The 14,774-nt window shown below is 76.3% G+C and carries 11 protein-coding genes; 4 read left to right on the forward strand and 7 right to left on the reverse strand.

Annotation, left to right across the window (positions count from 1 at the left end; translation table 11 throughout):
• Positions 1–51: 51 nt before the first annotated feature.
• On the reverse strand, positions 52–1,881 hold the full coding sequence (locus ACI79O_RS10110) for a glycoside hydrolase family 15 protein (protein ID WP_456914036.1): 1,830 nt from the start codon (positions 1,879–1,881) through the stop codon (positions 52–54).
• A gap of 116 nt (positions 1,882–1,997) precedes the next feature.
• On the opposite strand from ACI79O_RS10110, the gene ACI79O_RS10115 reads away from it, so the two are divergent.
• Genes ACI79O_RS10115 through ACI79O_RS10125 form a run of 3 tightly spaced genes read left to right on the forward strand, consistent with a single transcriptional unit; the run spans position 1,998 to position 6,399 of the window.
• Positions 1,998–3,416: a dihydrolipoyl dehydrogenase family protein gene (locus ACI79O_RS10115; protein ID WP_456892172.1), complete on the forward strand. Its 1,419-nt coding sequence runs from the start codon at positions 1,998–2,000 to the stop codon at positions 3,414–3,416.
• A gap of 21 nt (positions 3,417–3,437) precedes the next feature.
• Positions 3,438–4,667 (forward strand): cation:proton antiporter, encoded by a 1,230-nt coding sequence (locus ACI79O_RS10120; RefSeq protein ID WP_456876936.1) that lies wholly within the window; start codon positions 3,438–3,440, stop codon positions 4,665–4,667.
• Between the two features lie 10 nt (positions 4,668–4,677).
• Positions 4,678–6,399, forward strand: a complete 1,722-nt coding sequence (locus tag ACI79O_RS10125; RefSeq protein ID WP_456914037.1) for an MOSC domain-containing protein — start codon at positions 4,678–4,680, stop codon at positions 6,397–6,399.
• A 206-nt stretch (positions 6,400–6,605) separates the two neighbouring features.
• Here the strand turns inward: ACI79O_RS10125 and ACI79O_RS10130 are convergent, their stop codons facing one another.
• The 4 genes from ACI79O_RS10130 to ACI79O_RS10145 are packed head-to-tail and all read right to left on the reverse strand — an operon-like array spanning position 6,606 to position 10,651.
• Positions 6,606–8,219 (reverse strand): GMC oxidoreductase, encoded by a 1,614-nt coding sequence (locus ACI79O_RS10130; RefSeq protein ID WP_456892176.1) that lies wholly within the window; start codon positions 8,217–8,219, stop codon positions 6,606–6,608.
• 13 nt (positions 8,220–8,232) lie between these two features.
• Positions 8,233–9,165, reverse strand: a complete 933-nt coding sequence (locus ACI79O_RS10135) for a cyclase family protein (protein WP_456876933.1) — start codon at positions 9,163–9,165, stop codon at positions 8,233–8,235.
• Positions 9,162–9,983 carry a glucose 1-dehydrogenase gene (locus tag ACI79O_RS10140; RefSeq protein WP_456876932.1) on the reverse strand — a complete coding sequence of 274 codons (822 nt, stop codon included), beginning with the start codon at positions 9,981–9,983 and terminating at the stop codon, positions 9,162–9,164. The genes ACI79O_RS10135 and ACI79O_RS10140 overlap by 4 nt, the downstream gene beginning before the upstream one ends.
• The gene (locus ACI79O_RS10145) at positions 9,980–10,651 is read right to left on the reverse strand and encodes a hypothetical protein (RefSeq protein WP_456914038.1); all 672 of its coding nucleotides are present in this window, start codon (positions 10,649–10,651) and stop codon (positions 9,980–9,982) included. Before ACI79O_RS10145 ends, ACI79O_RS10140 begins: the two co-directional genes overlap by 4 nt.
• Positions 10,652–10,814: 163 nt before the next feature.
• Here ACI79O_RS10145 and ACI79O_RS10150 point away from each other — a divergent pair, with 163 nt between their 5' ends.
• Entirely contained in the window at positions 10,815–13,082 is a 2,268-nt protein-coding gene (locus ACI79O_RS10150; RefSeq protein WP_456914039.1) for a LuxR C-terminal-related transcriptional regulator, read from the forward strand.
• Positions 13,083–13,119: 37 nt separating this feature from the next.
• Here the strand turns inward: ACI79O_RS10150 and ACI79O_RS10155 are convergent, their stop codons facing one another.
• Both ACI79O_RS10155 and ACI79O_RS10160 read right to left on the reverse strand, forming a co-directional pair.
• On the reverse strand, positions 13,120–13,845 hold the full coding sequence (locus ACI79O_RS10155; protein ID WP_456914040.1) for an SDR family NAD(P)-dependent oxidoreductase: 726 nt from the start codon (positions 13,843–13,845) through the stop codon (positions 13,120–13,122).
• A gap of 60 nt (positions 13,846–13,905) precedes the next feature.
• Positions 13,906–14,595, reverse strand: a complete 690-nt coding sequence (locus tag ACI79O_RS10160; RefSeq protein WP_456892184.1) for an RNA polymerase sigma factor — start codon at positions 14,593–14,595, stop codon at positions 13,906–13,908.
• Positions 14,596–14,774: the final 179 nt, after the last annotated feature.

The following is a 14,774-nucleotide window of genomic DNA, read 5'->3' on the forward strand; positions in this document are numbered from 1 at the left end:
CACTCCCGGCCCAGGAGGATGCCCCGGTCGGCGGGGTCCGATGCGGGGCGCTCACCGCCGGGCCCGTTCCGCCTGGTCGATCGCCCAGGCGGCGTTGACCAGGCCGATGTGGCTGAACGCCTGGGGGACGTTGCCGAGCAGCTCACCGCTGACCGGGTCGACCTCCTCCGACAGCAGCCCGAGGTCGTTGACGAACGCCGCGGCCCGCTCGAACACCTCGCGGGCCCGGTCCACCTGCCCGGAGAGCGCCAGCGCCTGGGCCAGCCAGAAGGTGCACAGCAGGAACGTGCCCTCCTCCCCGGCCAGCCCGTCGACCCCCTCCTCGGTGCGGTAGCGGTACACCAGACCCCGGTCGTCGGTCAGCCGCTCGGCGATCGCGTCGATCGTGGCCAGCATGCGGGGGTCGTCGGCGGGGAGGAACCCGACGATGGGCAGCATCAGGTTGGAGGCGTCCAGCGCGGTGGACCCGAAGGACTGGGTGAACGCGCCGGCCTCCTCGTTCCAGCCCTGCTGCAGCACGGTGTCGGCGATCTCCTCGCGGACCTTGGCCCACTCGTCGACGCGGTGCTCGCAGCGCAGCTGCGGGGCGAGGGCGATCGCCCGGTCCAGGGCGACCCAGCACATGACCTTGGAGTAGAGGAAGTGCTGCGGCTCGCCGCGCACCTCCCAGATCCCCTGGTCCCGGTCCCGCCAGCGGACGGCGGCGGTGTCGGCGCAGGCGGCGAGGAACCAGCGGGTCTCCTCGTCGAGGGCGGGCAGCTGGTCGGCCAGCCGGGCGGCCGCGCCCAGCAGCTCCCCGTAGACGTCGACCTGCCGCTGGTCCCAGGCGCCGTTGCCCACCCGGACCGGCCGGCTGTCCCGCCAGCCGCGCAGGTGCCCGAGGGTCCGCTCGCTGAGGTCGTGCTCACCGCCGACGCCGAACATGATCTGCAGCGACATCTCGGGGCCGATGCCGCCGGCGCCCGCCGTGGTCATGAAGGCGAAGAAGTCCTCCGCCTCGTCGGGGCAGGCCGCGACCCACAGCGCCTCCATGGTGAAGCTGGCGTCGCGCACCCAGGCGTAGCGGTAGTCCCAGTTCCGCTCGCCGCCGACCCCCTCGGGCAGGGACGTCGTACCGGCGGCGACGACCGCGCCGCTGGGCTGGTAGGACAGCCCCTGCAGCACCCGGCCGCTGAGGTGGACCAGGTCGGCCCAGGGGCCCTCGTACGACTGGTGCAGGTCGCACCAGGACTCCCACGAGGCCAGCGTGCGGTCGAGCAGGTCCGCCAGCTCGCCCTGGGACCAGACGTGCGCCGAGACGGCGTCGCCGAGGGTGCTGCGCTGCAGCGCCAGGTGGACGACGTCCCCGGCCCGCAGGCGCAGCCGCGCGCGGGCCCGCCCGTCCTGCAGGTCGACCTCGCCGGGCAGGGTCAGCACCAGCCAGTCCGCACCGCCCCGGGCGGCGACCCCGCCGTCCAGCGGGGACAGCAGCGGCACGATCAGCCCGTACTCCGGCCGCGGCCGGTAGTCGACCAGCACGTCGACCTCACCCGAGGTGCACGCGATCCGGCGGACCAGGACGTGCGGGACGTCGGTGCCCAGCCGGTGCCCGTGGTTGTCCGGGCCGAGGCCGAGGGCGTCGGTGACCTGTAGCTCGCCGCCGGCCGTGTGGAACGTCGTCTCCAGCGCCAGCGAGCGCCCGACGTAGCGGCGGGTCGCGGTCCACTCCGCCTCCGGCTGCACCGACCAGTGGCCGGCGTCGTCGTCGAGCAGCGCGGCGAACACCGACGGGCCGTCGAAGCGGGGGAAGCACAGCCAGACGACCGAGCCCGCGCGGTCGACGAGCGCGCAGGAGTGCCGGTCGGACAGGAACGCGTGGTCGGCGATCGGGGTGGAGCTCATGGGGGTCTCCCGGGGTCGGCGGTCTCACCGGTGCAGTCGCCGCGGACCGGCGGGCCGTTACGCGTAACGCCGGGCGAGGGGAGGCGGACGACGGCAGCGAGTCCCGAGGAGGCCCGATGTCCGAGATCCGTCCCGCACCGCCCGGCGTCGAGACAGCGCTCGAGGTCGACGTCGTCGTCGTCGGCGGAGGCCCGGCGGGGGAGGTGGCCGCGGGCCGGTGCGCCGGCCGGGGCCTGGAGACGGTGCTGGTCGAGGCCGAGCTGGTCGGCGGGGAGTGCTCCTACTGGGGCTGCATCCCGAGCAAGACGCTGCTCCGGCCCGGGGACGTGCTCGCCGCCGCGGCCCGGGTGCCGGGCGCCGCGGCGGCGGTGACCGGCCGGGTCGACGTCGCGGCCGCGCTCGCCCGCCGCGACTACATGACCTCCGACTGGATGGACGCCGGGCAGGAGCGCTGGCTGGCCGACCACGGCGTCCGGCTGCTGCGCGGGACCGGCCGGCTCGCCGGGGAGCGCCGGGTGCAGGTCGACGGCGGCCCGCGGCTGACCGCCCGCCGCGCCGTCGTGCTGGCCACGGGCAGCGCTCCGGTGCTGCCGCCCGTGCCGGGTCTGGCCGAGGTGCGGCCCTGGGACAACCGGTCCGCCACGGCCGCGAAGGAGGTCCCCGAGCGGCTGCTCGTGCTCGGCGGCGGCGCCGTCGGGCTGGAGCTGGCCCAGGCGTTCTCCCGGCTGGGTGCCGCGGAGGTGACCGTGGTCGAGGCCGGCCCGGCCCTGCTGCCCCGCGAGGAGCCCTTCGCCGGCGAGCAGGTGCGGGCGGCCCTCGAGCGGGAGGGCGTCGCGGTGCGGCTGGGCACCCGGCTGGCCGCGATCCGGCGCGAGGGCACCGACGGGCCGGTCCGTGCGGTGCTCGACACCGGCGACGAGGTGACCGCGGACGAGGTGCTGGTGGCCGCCGGCCGCCGCCCCCGCACCGACGACCTCGGGCTGGACGGCGTGGGCCTGACGCCCGGGCGGCCGGTGCCCGTCGACGACCGGCTCCGCGCCACCGGTGTCCCCGGCGGCTGGCTGTACGCCGTCGGCGACTGCACCGGCCTGGCGCCGCTCACCCACATGGGCAAGTACCAGGCCCGGATCGCCGCCGACGTGATCACCGGGCGGGACGTCCGCGACCGGGCCAGCCGGGACGCCGTGACCCGGGTGACCTTCACCGACCCGCAGGTGTGCGCGGTGGGGCTGACCGCGGCGGAGGCGCGCCGGCGGGGCGTCGCCGTCCGCGTCCTCGACGTCGGCACCGGCGACGTCCCCGGCTCCTACGTGCTCGGCGACGCGCAGGAGGGCACGACGCGGCTGGTCGTCGACGAGGCCTCCGGTGTGCTGGTGGGCGCCACGATCACCGGCAGCGGCGTCCAGGAACTGCTGCACTCGGCGGTGGTCGCGATCGCCGGGCGGGTGCCACTGACCGAGCTGCGGCACGCCGTGCCGGCGTTCCCCACGGTCGCCGAGGTCTGGCTGCACGCCCTCGACGCCGCCGACGTCTGACCCTTCTGCGTGGAGGTCCCCGTGCCCGACGTCTCGTTCACCAACCTGCTGGTCGTCGCGGCCGTCGCGGCGCTCGTGCCGCTGGCCCTCGGCTGGGCGCCCCGGCTGCGCGTCCCCTCGGTCGTCCTCGAGATCGTCGCCGGCGTGGTGCTCGGTCCCTCGGTGCTCGGGTGGGTCGAGGTGGACCTGCCCGTGCAGGTGCTGGCCCTGGTCGGGCTGGCGTTCCTGCTCATGCTCGCCGGGCTGGAGATCGACCTGCGCGGGCTGCGCGGGCGGCTGCTCGGGCTCGCCGGCCTCGGGTACGGCGTCAGCCTCGCCCTCGCCGTGCTCGTCGGCCTCGGGGCCCAGGCGGCCGGCTGGACGTCGGCACCGCTGTTCCTCGCCGTCGCCCTCACCGCGACGTCGCTCGGGCTGGTCGTGCCGGTGCTCAAGGACGCCGGCCGGGTGGGCGACCCCGTCGGGCAGACGACCATCGCGGCGGCGTCGGTCTCGGACTTCGCCGCCATCGTGCTGCTGTCCCTGCTGTTCTCCACCTCCGGCGGCGGTGCTGGCACGACGGCGCTGTTCCTGGTCGGCTTCGGGCTGCTGGTGGCGGCCCTCGCCGTCGGTGCCGACCGCGTGCGGATGTCGATGCGGCTGGGCGACGTGCTCGTCCGGCTGCAGGACACCACGGCCGAGATCCGGGTCCGGCTGGTCGTGCTGCTGCTGGTCGCGTTCGTGGCGCTCGCCGAGCGGCTGGGCCTGGAGACCATCCTCGGCGCCTTCCTCGCCGGCGCGCTGGTGGGCCTGGTCGACCGCGACTCCGCCACCCACCCCCGGTTCCGCGCCAAGCTCGAGGCCATCGGCTACGGCTTCCTCGTCCCGGTGTTCTTCGTGAGCAGCGGGGTGCAGCTGGACCTGCGCGGCCTGCTCGCGGAGCCGTCGGCGCTGCTGCAGGTGCCGGTGCTGCTGGCCGCGCTGCTCGTCGTCCGCGGGCTGCCGGCGGTGCTCTACCGCCGTTCCCTGGGACGGGCCGGGGCCGTCGCGGCCGGCCTGCTGCAGGCCACCTCGCTGCCGCTGCTGGTCACCGCCGCGCAGATCGGCACCGCCACCGGCCGGCTGCCCGCGACCACGGCCGCGGCGCTGGTGTTCGCCGGGCTGCTGTCGGTGCTGGTCTTCCCCGCGGCGGCGCTGGGCATCCTGGGCCGTCCGCCCGCCCCCGCCGTCCCCGGGCCGCGTCCGGCCCCGGCGGCCCGGACCGGCGGCGCGTGACCGTCCGGAGGTGCTCGTGACGCCGCCCGGGCGCCTGGTCGCGGTGTCCGTGGGCCGCCCCCGCACGGTGGCCTGGCGGGGCCGGCAGGTCGAGACCGCGATCTGGAAGACCCCTGTGGCCGGCCGCCGGTGGGTGCGCCGGCTCAACGTCGACGGGGACGCGCAGGCCGACCCCGTGGGCCACGGCGGCGAGCACCGCGCCGTCTTCGTCTACCAGCGCGAGTCCTACGCGTACTGGGAGCGCCACCTCGGCCGGCGGCTGCCCGACCCGGGGACGTTCGGCGAGAACCTCACCGTCGAGGGGCTGGCCGACGACGAGGTCTGCGTCGGCGACCGGCTGGCGATCGGCGGCGCGCTCCTCGAGGTCACCCAGCCGCGGGTCACCTGCCACAAGGTCGGGATCCGCCTCGGCGAGCCGCGGATGCCGGCGCTGCTGACCGCGCACGGCCGCCCCGGCTTCTACCTGCGGGTGCTGCGGGAGGGCGAGATCGGTGCGGGCGACCCGGTCCACGTCGTCCGCCGCGACCCCGCGGGCCTGACCGTGCGCCGCGTCTCGCAGCTGCTGTACACGCCGGCGCGGGACGAGGCCACGCTGCGCGCGGCCCTGGGGGTCCCCGCACTGTCGGAGGGCTGGAAGGAGTCCTTCCGGCAGCTGCTGGCGGCGGGCGACCGGCCGGGCAACCCGGGCCTGGCGCCACAGGCCGCCACCGATCCCGCGTACCCGGGGTTCCGCCCGTTCACCGTGACGCGGGTGGTCCGCGAGTCGGCGCACGTCGTCTCCGTCCACCTCGCTCCCGGGGACGGCGGCGCGGCGCCCTCCTGGCTGCCCGGCCAGTACGTGTCCCTGCGCCTGGCCGACGCCGGCGGGCCGGTGGTCCGCAGCTACTCGCTCTCCGTGCCGGCCGGGCCGCGGCTGCGGGTCTCGGTCAAGCGCGAGGGCCGGGGGAGCGGTCTGGTGCACGCGCTGACCGCCGGCGCCCGGGTGGAGGTCGCCGCTCCGCGGGGCGACCTCGGCTTCGACCCGCACGCCCCCGAGCCGGCGGTGCTCGTCAGCGCCGGCATCGGGGTCACGCCGGTGCTCGGCTGCCTGCTCGCCCAGGCCGCGACCCGCCCGGAGCGGCGGCTGGTCTGGGTGCACGTCGCCCGCTCACCGGCGGAGCACTCCCTCGCCGCGGAGGCCGACGCGGCGCTGGCGCGGATGCCCGCGGCGGTGCGGCACGTGCGGTACACGGCGCCGGGCGCCGCGGCGCAGGCAGACGCGGCCGGCCGGCTGACCCTCGAGGCCCTCGCCGACCTCGGCGTGGACGCCTCCTGCTCGACCTACGTCTGCGGACCGGGCGGGTTCGCCGCGGACGTGCGGCGGATGCTCGACGCCCTGGGGGTGCCGGCGTCCGCCGTCCACGTGGAGTCCTTCGGGGCGGTCACGGCGGCGGGCGGGACGCCGGCCCACCCACCGCAGCCCCCCGCGTCGGACGGGCCGGCGGTGACCTTCGCCCGGGCCGGGGTCACCACGGCGTTCGACCCGTCGAGGTGGGACAGCCTGCTCGAGCTGGCCGAGGCGTGCGACGTGCCGGTGCGCTGGTCGTGCCGCACCGGCGTCTGCCACAGCTGCGAGACCCCGCTGGTCGACGGCGCGGTGGCCTACGACCCCGAGCCGCTCGAGGCGCCGGGTGGCGAGCTGGTCCTGGTCTGCTGCGCCCGGCCCACGACGGCGGTCACCCTCGACCTGTGAGGTGCGCTCCCTGGCGGGGCTCCCGGAGGTGCCTTTGTAGCGCCAATGGCTGCTCACTGAGCTCTGAGCTGCCTGACCGACCCCACGCACGCCCGCGGTCCGGCCACGGCGGGCGGTAGCGGACCGCGAGATCGGCGGTCTCGTGATCATCAGCAGCTGATCACCACGAGACCGCCGATCTCGTGCCGGGCTCGGTCCCGGGCAGGTCAGCGGACCGTGGTGACGGCCGGACCCGCCGCCCGCGGTGCCGGCAGGCCGGCGGGGGCGGCGGCCTGGACCCCGAGCCGGTCGGCGATCACGTCGGCCACCCGCAGCGCGTTGGCGATGATCGTCAGCGTCGGGTTCACCGCGGTGCTGGACACGAAGAAGCTCGAGTCGGCGACGTAGAGGTTGTCCACCTCGTGCATCCGGCAGTCCAGGTCCAGCGGCGCCGTGGCCGGGTCGGGGCCGAAGCGGATGGTGCCGTTCTGGTGGGCCACGCCGCCGATGCCGAGCTGGCCGCCGGCGTACTGCCGGTTCTCGTACACGTCCTGCTCGCAGCGGATGGAGTCCAGCAGGCCCATGAGGCGCATCCGCAGCCGGGCCACCTCGGCGGCGTTGGTGCGGCGGTAGAACAGCCGGATCCCGCCGTCGGCGTCCACGGTCACCCGGTTCTCGTCGAGCGGGAGGTCCTCGGTCGTCAGCCAGAAGTCGATCGAGTGGCGCGCGAGGTCGGCCGGGTCCCGGGCGTCGGGGACGTCGAAGCCGATGAGGACGGCGTCGCTCTTGCCGTTCATCTGGATGGAGCCGACCGGGTACTCCCAGTCCGGGTCGAGGGGGTCGGACCAGTAGAAGTCGTTGACCCCGAGCGTCTTCTGGAACCGGGTCGGGTTGGGGGTCTTGGAGAACGCCACCAGCCCCGAGTTGTTGTGCAGCATCAGGTGCCGGCCCACGTGCCCGGAGCCGTTGCCCAGACCGGCCGGGTGCCGGTCGCTCGCCGAGGCCAGCAGCAGGGCGGCCGAGTTGATCGCTCCGGCGGCCAGCACGACGACGTCGGCGGTGTACTCCTCGCGCTGCCCGTCCCGCTCGACGACCACCCGCGAGACGCTGCGCCCGGAGGGGTCGGTGTCCAGCCGGACCACCCGCGCGCGGGTCCGCAGCTCCACGTTCGGGTACCGCAGCGCCGGCTCCACGGTCATGACCTGCGCGTCGGCCTTGCCCTTCACCAGGCAGGGGAAGCCGTCGCAGGTCGCGCAGCGGATGCAGGCCGACAGCTCCGGGCGGGCCTCGTCGAGCAGGATCCCGTTGGGCAGCGAGAACGGGTGCAGGCCCGCGCCCGTCAGGTCGGCGCGCAGCTGCGCGATCCGGGGCTCGTCACTGATCGCCGGCCACGGGTAGGGGCCGGTGGCCGGCGGCTCGTCCGGGTCCTCGCCCCGCGTGCCGTGGACCTGGTACAGCGCCTCGGCGCGGTCGTACCAGGGCGCGAGGTCGGCGTAGGAGATCGGCCAGGCGGGGGAGACGCCGTCCACGTGCTGGACCGCGCGGAAGTCCCGCTCCCGGAAGCGGTAGAGGACGGCGCCGTAGAACTTGGTGTTGCCGCCGACGTAGTAGTGCTGCTTGGGGGTGAACCGCCGGCCGTCGGCGCCGTCGGTCCACTGGCCGCTGTTGGCGTAGCGCTTGTCGGCCCACAGCGCCTGCGGGTCCCAGTTCTGCGGCTCGCGGCGCAGCCAGTCGCCCCGCTCCAGCAGCAGCACCCGCTTCCCGGTGGGGGCCAGGGCCCAGGCGACGGCACCACCGCCGGCGCCCGACCCGATGACGACGACGTCGGCGTGCTCGCTCATGGCGGACCTCTCCTCAGGTGATCGCGAGCGGGGTGACCCAGGCGCCGGTGGCGCCGCGCAGCTTGGCGTGGCTGACGACGAGCAGGAACTCGCGCAGCCCCGCGGCGGCGGCCTCGGCCAGCCGCAGGTTCTCCAGCACGACGACGCCGTGCCGGACGTTGAGGGTCTGGGGGACCACGAACGGCTCGGCCGGGTCCTCGGCCGGCACCGGCCCGTAGCTCCAGGTGTCGCAGCCGGTCAGGGCCACCCGGGAGGCGGCGAGCCACTCGGCCAGTTCCGTGCCGGGGCCGGGCTCACCGGCCGCGTAGCGGTCGTCGTCCACGCCCCACCAGCCGCCCCAGCCGGTGTGGAACAGCACCCCGTCCCCGGGGCGCAGCGTCCGGCCCTCCAGCGCGGCCTCGGCGTCGGCGACCGTGACGACGTCGCCGGGCCCGAGCCGGTCGACCCCGCGCACCGCGGCGACGTCGAGCAGCAGCCCGCGGGTGACGACCTGCGGGAGCGTGTCGACGCCGAGCCGGTTGGTGCCCCAGTCCTCGGCGATGTCGGCCAGCCGGTGGCCGTTGTACGTGCGGTCACCGGCCTGCAGGTGGTTGAGCGCGTCGAGGTGGGTGCCCATCTGCTGGGTCGCGGTGACCTGCTCGACGATCCAGTTGACCGCGTTGCGCCCCCAGCCCTCGGGGCCGCCGTCCGGGCGCCGGCGGTTGACGTGGTGGTAGTTGGTCGTCAGGTAGGACCGGAAGGTGCGCCCGGGGAAGGCGGGGACGTCGGCGTGCAGCACGTGGGCGAGGTCGTGCACCTGCCCGGTCCGCACCAGGGAGACCGCGGCCAGCACCGTCTCCGGGGTGATCTCGTTGAGCGCCCCCGCGGCGTCGTCGGGTCCCCAGCGGGACGGGAACCACCCGGCCGTCCGCTCGTCGACCGACGGCCGGTCGTGCAGCGCCGTCACTCCGACGACCAGGTGGTCTCGAACGACGGGTAGAGGGTGAGCCCGCCGTCGACGAACAGGGTCTGGCCGGTGACGTAGGCGGCCTCGTCCGAGCAGAGGAACGCGGTGGCCGCGGCCATCTCCTCGGCGCCGCCGGCGCGGCGCATCGGGATGTGGCTCTCCACCATCTCGCGCTTGACCGGGTCGTCGATCCAGGACCGGTTGATCGGGGTGACCGTCGCCCCGGGTCCGATGCCGTTGACCCGGATGCCCCGGCCGGCGTACTCGAGGGCGAGGGTCCGGGTGAGGTTCTGCATGCCGCCCTTGGAGACGGAGTAGCCGACGAACCGGGGCTTGGGGATGACCTGGTGGACGCTGGAGACGTTCACGATGCTGCCGCCGGTGCCGGTCGACAGCCAGGAGCGGATCGCCTGCTGCGCGCACAGGAACGCGCCGCGCAGGTTGACCGCGAGGACCTTGTCGAAGGCGGCGACCGGGAGCTCGTCGGTGTCGGCGGCGACCTGGATGCCGGCGTTGTTGACCAGGTAGTCGATCCGGCCGTACTCGTCGTGGACCCGCTCGAACATCGCGGCGACCTGGTCCTCCTGCGACACGTCGGCCGCGACCAGGATCGGGTGTGTCCCGGCGGCGGACATCTGCTTCATGCAGATCTCGACGCCGTGCTCGATGGCCTCCCTGGTCTCCTCGGCGCCGTCGGGCGGGCCGACGTAGTTGATCGCGACGTCGACGCCCTCCTCGCCGAGCCGGATGGCGATCGCCTGCCCGATGCCGGAGCTGCCGCCGGTGACCAGTGCCTTCTTGCCCTGCAGACCCTTCACGTCCCGCTCCCTGAGAGAAGTGACCGTCCGTGGTGGAAGAAGCGGACGGCGTCGTGCGTGGTGGTGATCCGGTCCGCACCGGCGGCGGCGCCGAACGGTGCGTTCCAGTACGCGTCCCGGACCGGCGGTCCCCCGTGCGGGCCGACGTAGAGGTAGGGCTCCGGGAAGGCGTCGTCGCCGGGGGAGGAGCCGTAGTTGACCGCGCCGAGCGTGATGCCGACGTCGAGGTGCTCGGGCCAGAGGACCGGCTCCGCCGGCTGCTCCAGCTGCGCGGCGAACCGGCGCAGCGACGCCTGCCCGAGGGTGAGCCAGTCGGCGAGCCGGCGGGCGGCGGCCGGGTCGACCGGCAGCGGCGCGTCCGGGTCCGGGTCGGTGGACGGCCGGTAGCTGCCGCGCAGCCCGAGCTCCACCCCGGCGAAGCGGGCGGCGTCGCCCAGCGTGGTCAGCGGCCGGGAGCGGACCGAGCCGTCGCGGACCACCAGCAGCTCGTCGCCCACGACGGCGAGCTGCCGGTTCCCGATGCCGACGGTGGTGGTGAAGCCCCCCGGACGGGGCCGGAGCCGGATCGTCCCGGCGGCGGCGAACTGACCCGCGGCGAGCACGTGCTCGGCCAGCCGGTGCCAGCTCGTCCGCGTGGTCCCCAGGACCTGCGGCGCGGTCGTCGTCATGCCCCCGTGGTCCCGTCCGCGCCCGCCGCGTTACGCCGGGGACCGCACCCGGCCGCGTTCCCGTAGCGGAGAGCCCTGTCGCGCCCGGCGGGCCGCTGCCAGGCTGTGCCCGACCCGACGACAGCCGCCCGGAGCGGCTCGTACCGGGAGGAGCGGACGGGTCATGGTGCTCTCGTCGGTGCAGGCGACGCCGGTCCGCGCACGCGGCGGGCCGGTGCTGCTCCCCGTGCCACGGGAGGGCGCCTCCGTCGAGCCGGTCATCACCACCAAGCTCTTCGTCCCCGCGCTCGGCAGGCGGCCGGTCGAGCGGCCGCGGCTGGTCGGGCGGCTCGCGCGAGCCCTGGACGTCCGGCTGACCCTCGTGGTCGCCCCGGCCGGGTGGGGCAAGAGCACGCTGGTCGCCCAGTGGCTGCGCGCGGCCGGCGTCCCGGCCGGCTGGCTGTCCCTGGATCCCGCGGACGGCGACGTCACCCGGTTCTGGCGGTACCTCCTCCTCGCCGTGCAGCAGGCCGACGCCCACGTCGGCACCACGGCGCTGCGGCGGCTGGACGCGGCCGGCGCCGACGTCGAGCGCGACGTGCTGCCCGTGCTCGTCAACGAGCTGGCCGACGCCGGCCGGGACCTGGTGCTCGTCCTGGACGACTACCACCTGGTCGACGCCGCGCCGGTGCACCGCTCGGTCGCCGCCCTGCTCGACCACGCCCCGGCGACGTTCCACCTGGTCGTCGTCTCCCGGACCGACCCGCCCGTGCCGCTGAGCCGCCTCCGGGTCGCCGGCGACCTGGCCGAGGTCCGGGACGAGCACCTGCGGTTCACCGCCGAGGAGGCCGCGGACCTGCTCGACCGCGCCGCGGTGCCCGGCCTCTCCGCCGGGGAGGTGCAGCGGCTGGTCGCCCGCACGGAGGGGTGGGCGGCCGGCCTCCAGCTGGCGGCCCTGCGCCTCACCGACCGGGCCGACCGGCAGGCCCGGGCCGACTTCGTCGACCGGTTCACCGGCGCCGACCGGCACGTCGTCGACTACCTCGGCGAGGAAGTGCTGGGTTCGCTGCCACCGCGGCTGCGGGAGTTCCTCCTGCGCACGTCGGTGCTGCCCCGGCTGTGCGCGCCGCTGGCCGACGCGGTGACCGGTGGCGACGACGCCGTCGCGATGCTCGACGAGATCGCGCGGGCGAACCTCTTCCTCGGCGCCCTCGACGACGAGGGACGGTGGTTCCGCTACCACCAGCTGTTCCGGGACCTGCTGCAGTACGAGCTGCGGCGCACCCGCCTCGAGGACCCCGCCCTGCTGCACCGCCGGGCGGCCGGGTGGTTCCGGGACCACGGGGAGCCCGAGGAGGCGATCGGGCACGCCCTCGCCTCCGGGGACGCCGTCCTGGCCGGTGGGCTGGTCGGCGAGGGGTGGCGGGCCCAGTTCAACCTGGGCCACCTGCGGACCGTCCAGGGCTGGCTGGACGCCCTGCCGCCCGCGCAGGTCGCCGCCGACGCCGGGCTCACGGGCGCCCGGGTGTGGCTGCACCTGGACCGCGGGCAGCTCGACGAGGCCGGCGCGGCGCTGGCGGCGGCCTCCGTGCCCGCCGACGACCTCCACCTCGAGGTGCTGCGGGCGCTGCACGCCTTCAAGGCGGGGGACGTGCCGCGTGCCGAGGAGCGGCTCGCCGCCCTGCGGGGGCGGCCCGCCGATCCCTTCCTCGACACCGTGCAGGACCTCGTCGGCGGCGTCTGCGCGCTGTGGCTGGGCGACCTGCGGCGGGCGGGGGAGCGGCTGCACCGGGCGGCGGTCCGCGCGGAGGACACCGGCAACCGGCTCGCGCAGGTCTACGCCCTCGGGTCGCAGGCGCTGGTCGCGGTGCTGACCGGGGACCCGGGGTCGGCGGAGCAGTCGATCGCCCGGGCCGACGACGTCGTCGCGGACGCCGCCGTCGGCGCCCACTTCGTGGCGATGTCCCCCGCGCTGGCCGCGGCGCGGCTGGCCCTCGTCCGTGGCCGGTGGGAGGACGCCGCGGTCTCTGCCGAGGCGGCCGCCGGGCTCGCCGCCCGCGGTGCGGGGCGCGTCGAGCAGGCCGCCGCCCTGGTCACGGCGGCGGAGGCGGCCCGGCACGCCGGGCGCGACGGGGAGCGGTGGCTGGCCGCGGCCGCGGCGGTGCTCCGCGACTGCGCCGACCCGGGGCCGACCGTCCGGGACTGGCTCGGCCGCGAGCAGCGCGCCCGCCGGGTCCGGGACTCCGCCGCGGTCCCGGTGGAGCCGCTCACCGAGCGGGAGCTGGCCGTCCTCTCGCTGCTCCCCACCACGATGTCGCAGCGGGAGATGGCCGGCTCGCTGTTCGTCAGCCCCAACACGATGAAGACGCACCTGCGGGCGATCTACCGCAAGCTGGGCGCCGAGTCGCGCGACGACGCGGTGCTGCGGGCCCGCTCCGTGGGCCTGCTCTGATCCCCGGGGGCCGGCGGCGTGCGGTCGCCCCGGGGCCTCACCCCGCCGGCCACCCGCCGTCGGCGACCAGGACGGTCCCGGTGACGTAGCTGGCCTGCGGCGAGCACAGCCACACCGCGGCCGCGGCGATCTCGCCGGGTTCGGCGATCCGGGACAGCGGGACCCGCTGCAGCAGCTCGGCGCTGACCTCGGAGGTCATCCCGGTCCGGGTGACCCCCGGCGCGACGGCGTCGACCCGGATGCCGGTCCCGGCGAGCTCGACCGCGGCCGCCCGGGTCAGGCCGTTGACCCCGTGCTTGGCGGCGATGTAGGCGCCGTTGTCCGCCATCGCGGCGTCCCCGAGCATCGACGAGGTGTTGACGACGGCGCCGCGGCCCCGGCGGCGCATGTGCGCGATCTCGGCGCGCATGCAGTGCCGGACGCCGACCAGGTCGACCTGCAGGACCCGCAGGAACTCCTCCGGCGGGTACTCGTCCAGCGGCACGAAGGGACCGGCCACCCCCGCGTTGTCGTGCGCGGCGTCCAGCCGGCCGAAGCGGTCCACGGTGCGCGTCACGGCGGCCAGGTCGGTCACGTCGGCGACGACCACCTCGGCCTCGGCACCCGCCGAGCGGACCAGGTCGGCGGTGCCGGCGAGGCCGTCGGCGTCGACGTCGAGGAGCGCCACCGCGGCACCCGCCTGCGCGAAGGCGACCGCGCCGGCCCGGCCGATGCCCGAGGCCGCCCCGGTGACCAGCGCGACGGTGCCGGCGAGGTCGTCCACGGTGTCCTCCCGAGCTCGCCGGCGGAGGCTCCGCCCGCGGCCCCCAGCATGGACCGGCGCTCAGCCGCGGTAGTAGTCCTCGAGCGCGGACCGCAGCGCCGCCCGGCCGCGGTGCAGCAGGACCCGCTGGTTGGCGGCCGACAGCTCCAGCGCCGCGCACGTCTCCTCGGCGGACAGGCCGTGCACGTCGCGCATCTCGACCACGCGGCGCTGCCGGTCGGGCAGTCCCGCCAAGGCCCGCCGCAGGTGCTCGCCGACCTCCCGGTTGAGCGCCCCGTCCTCCGGCTGCTCCCAGGCCCGGGGGGCGCCGGTCGAGGTCCAGTGCCCGGGGTAGGCGCCGTCGGGCCCCTGGAAGCGGGCCGGGTCGACCGTCGGTCCCGGCGCCGGGGAGCCGGTCAGGTCGGCCGACGCCACGACGCGCGCGTCCCTCGCCCACCGGCTCTTGGCCCGGTTGATGAGGATGGAGAACGCCCAGCTGCGGACCGTGGATCGTCCCTCGAAGCGCGCGATCCCGCCGATGACCGCCAGCCACGTCTCCTGGACCACGTCCTCCGCGGCGTGCCGGTCGCGGACGTAGCGGCGGGCGACCGACAGCATCACGGGGGACCAGTCGTCGACGACGGCGGCGAACGCGGCGGCGTCGCCGGCGCGCAGCCGGGCGAGCAGCTCCGCGTCGGCGGTGTCCCTGCGGCCGGTGTCCCTGTCGGCGGTGTCGCTGTCGGCGAGCGCCTGGCGGCTGAGCTGAGGCATCGTCCCTCCCCGGGCTGTCCGGGAGTCAGCCTGGCGCGGCCGCGGGTGGGGGGCCTCCCCCTCCGGGGGGGGGGGGGGGGGGGGGGGCGGGGGGGGGGGGGGGGGGGGGGGGGGGGGGGGGGGGGGGGGGGGGGGGCGGTTGGTGGGTCTTCGGGAGGTGAGGGAGGCGCTTGTGGCGC

Source organism: Geodermatophilus sp. SYSU D00696 (assembly GCF_054050235.1).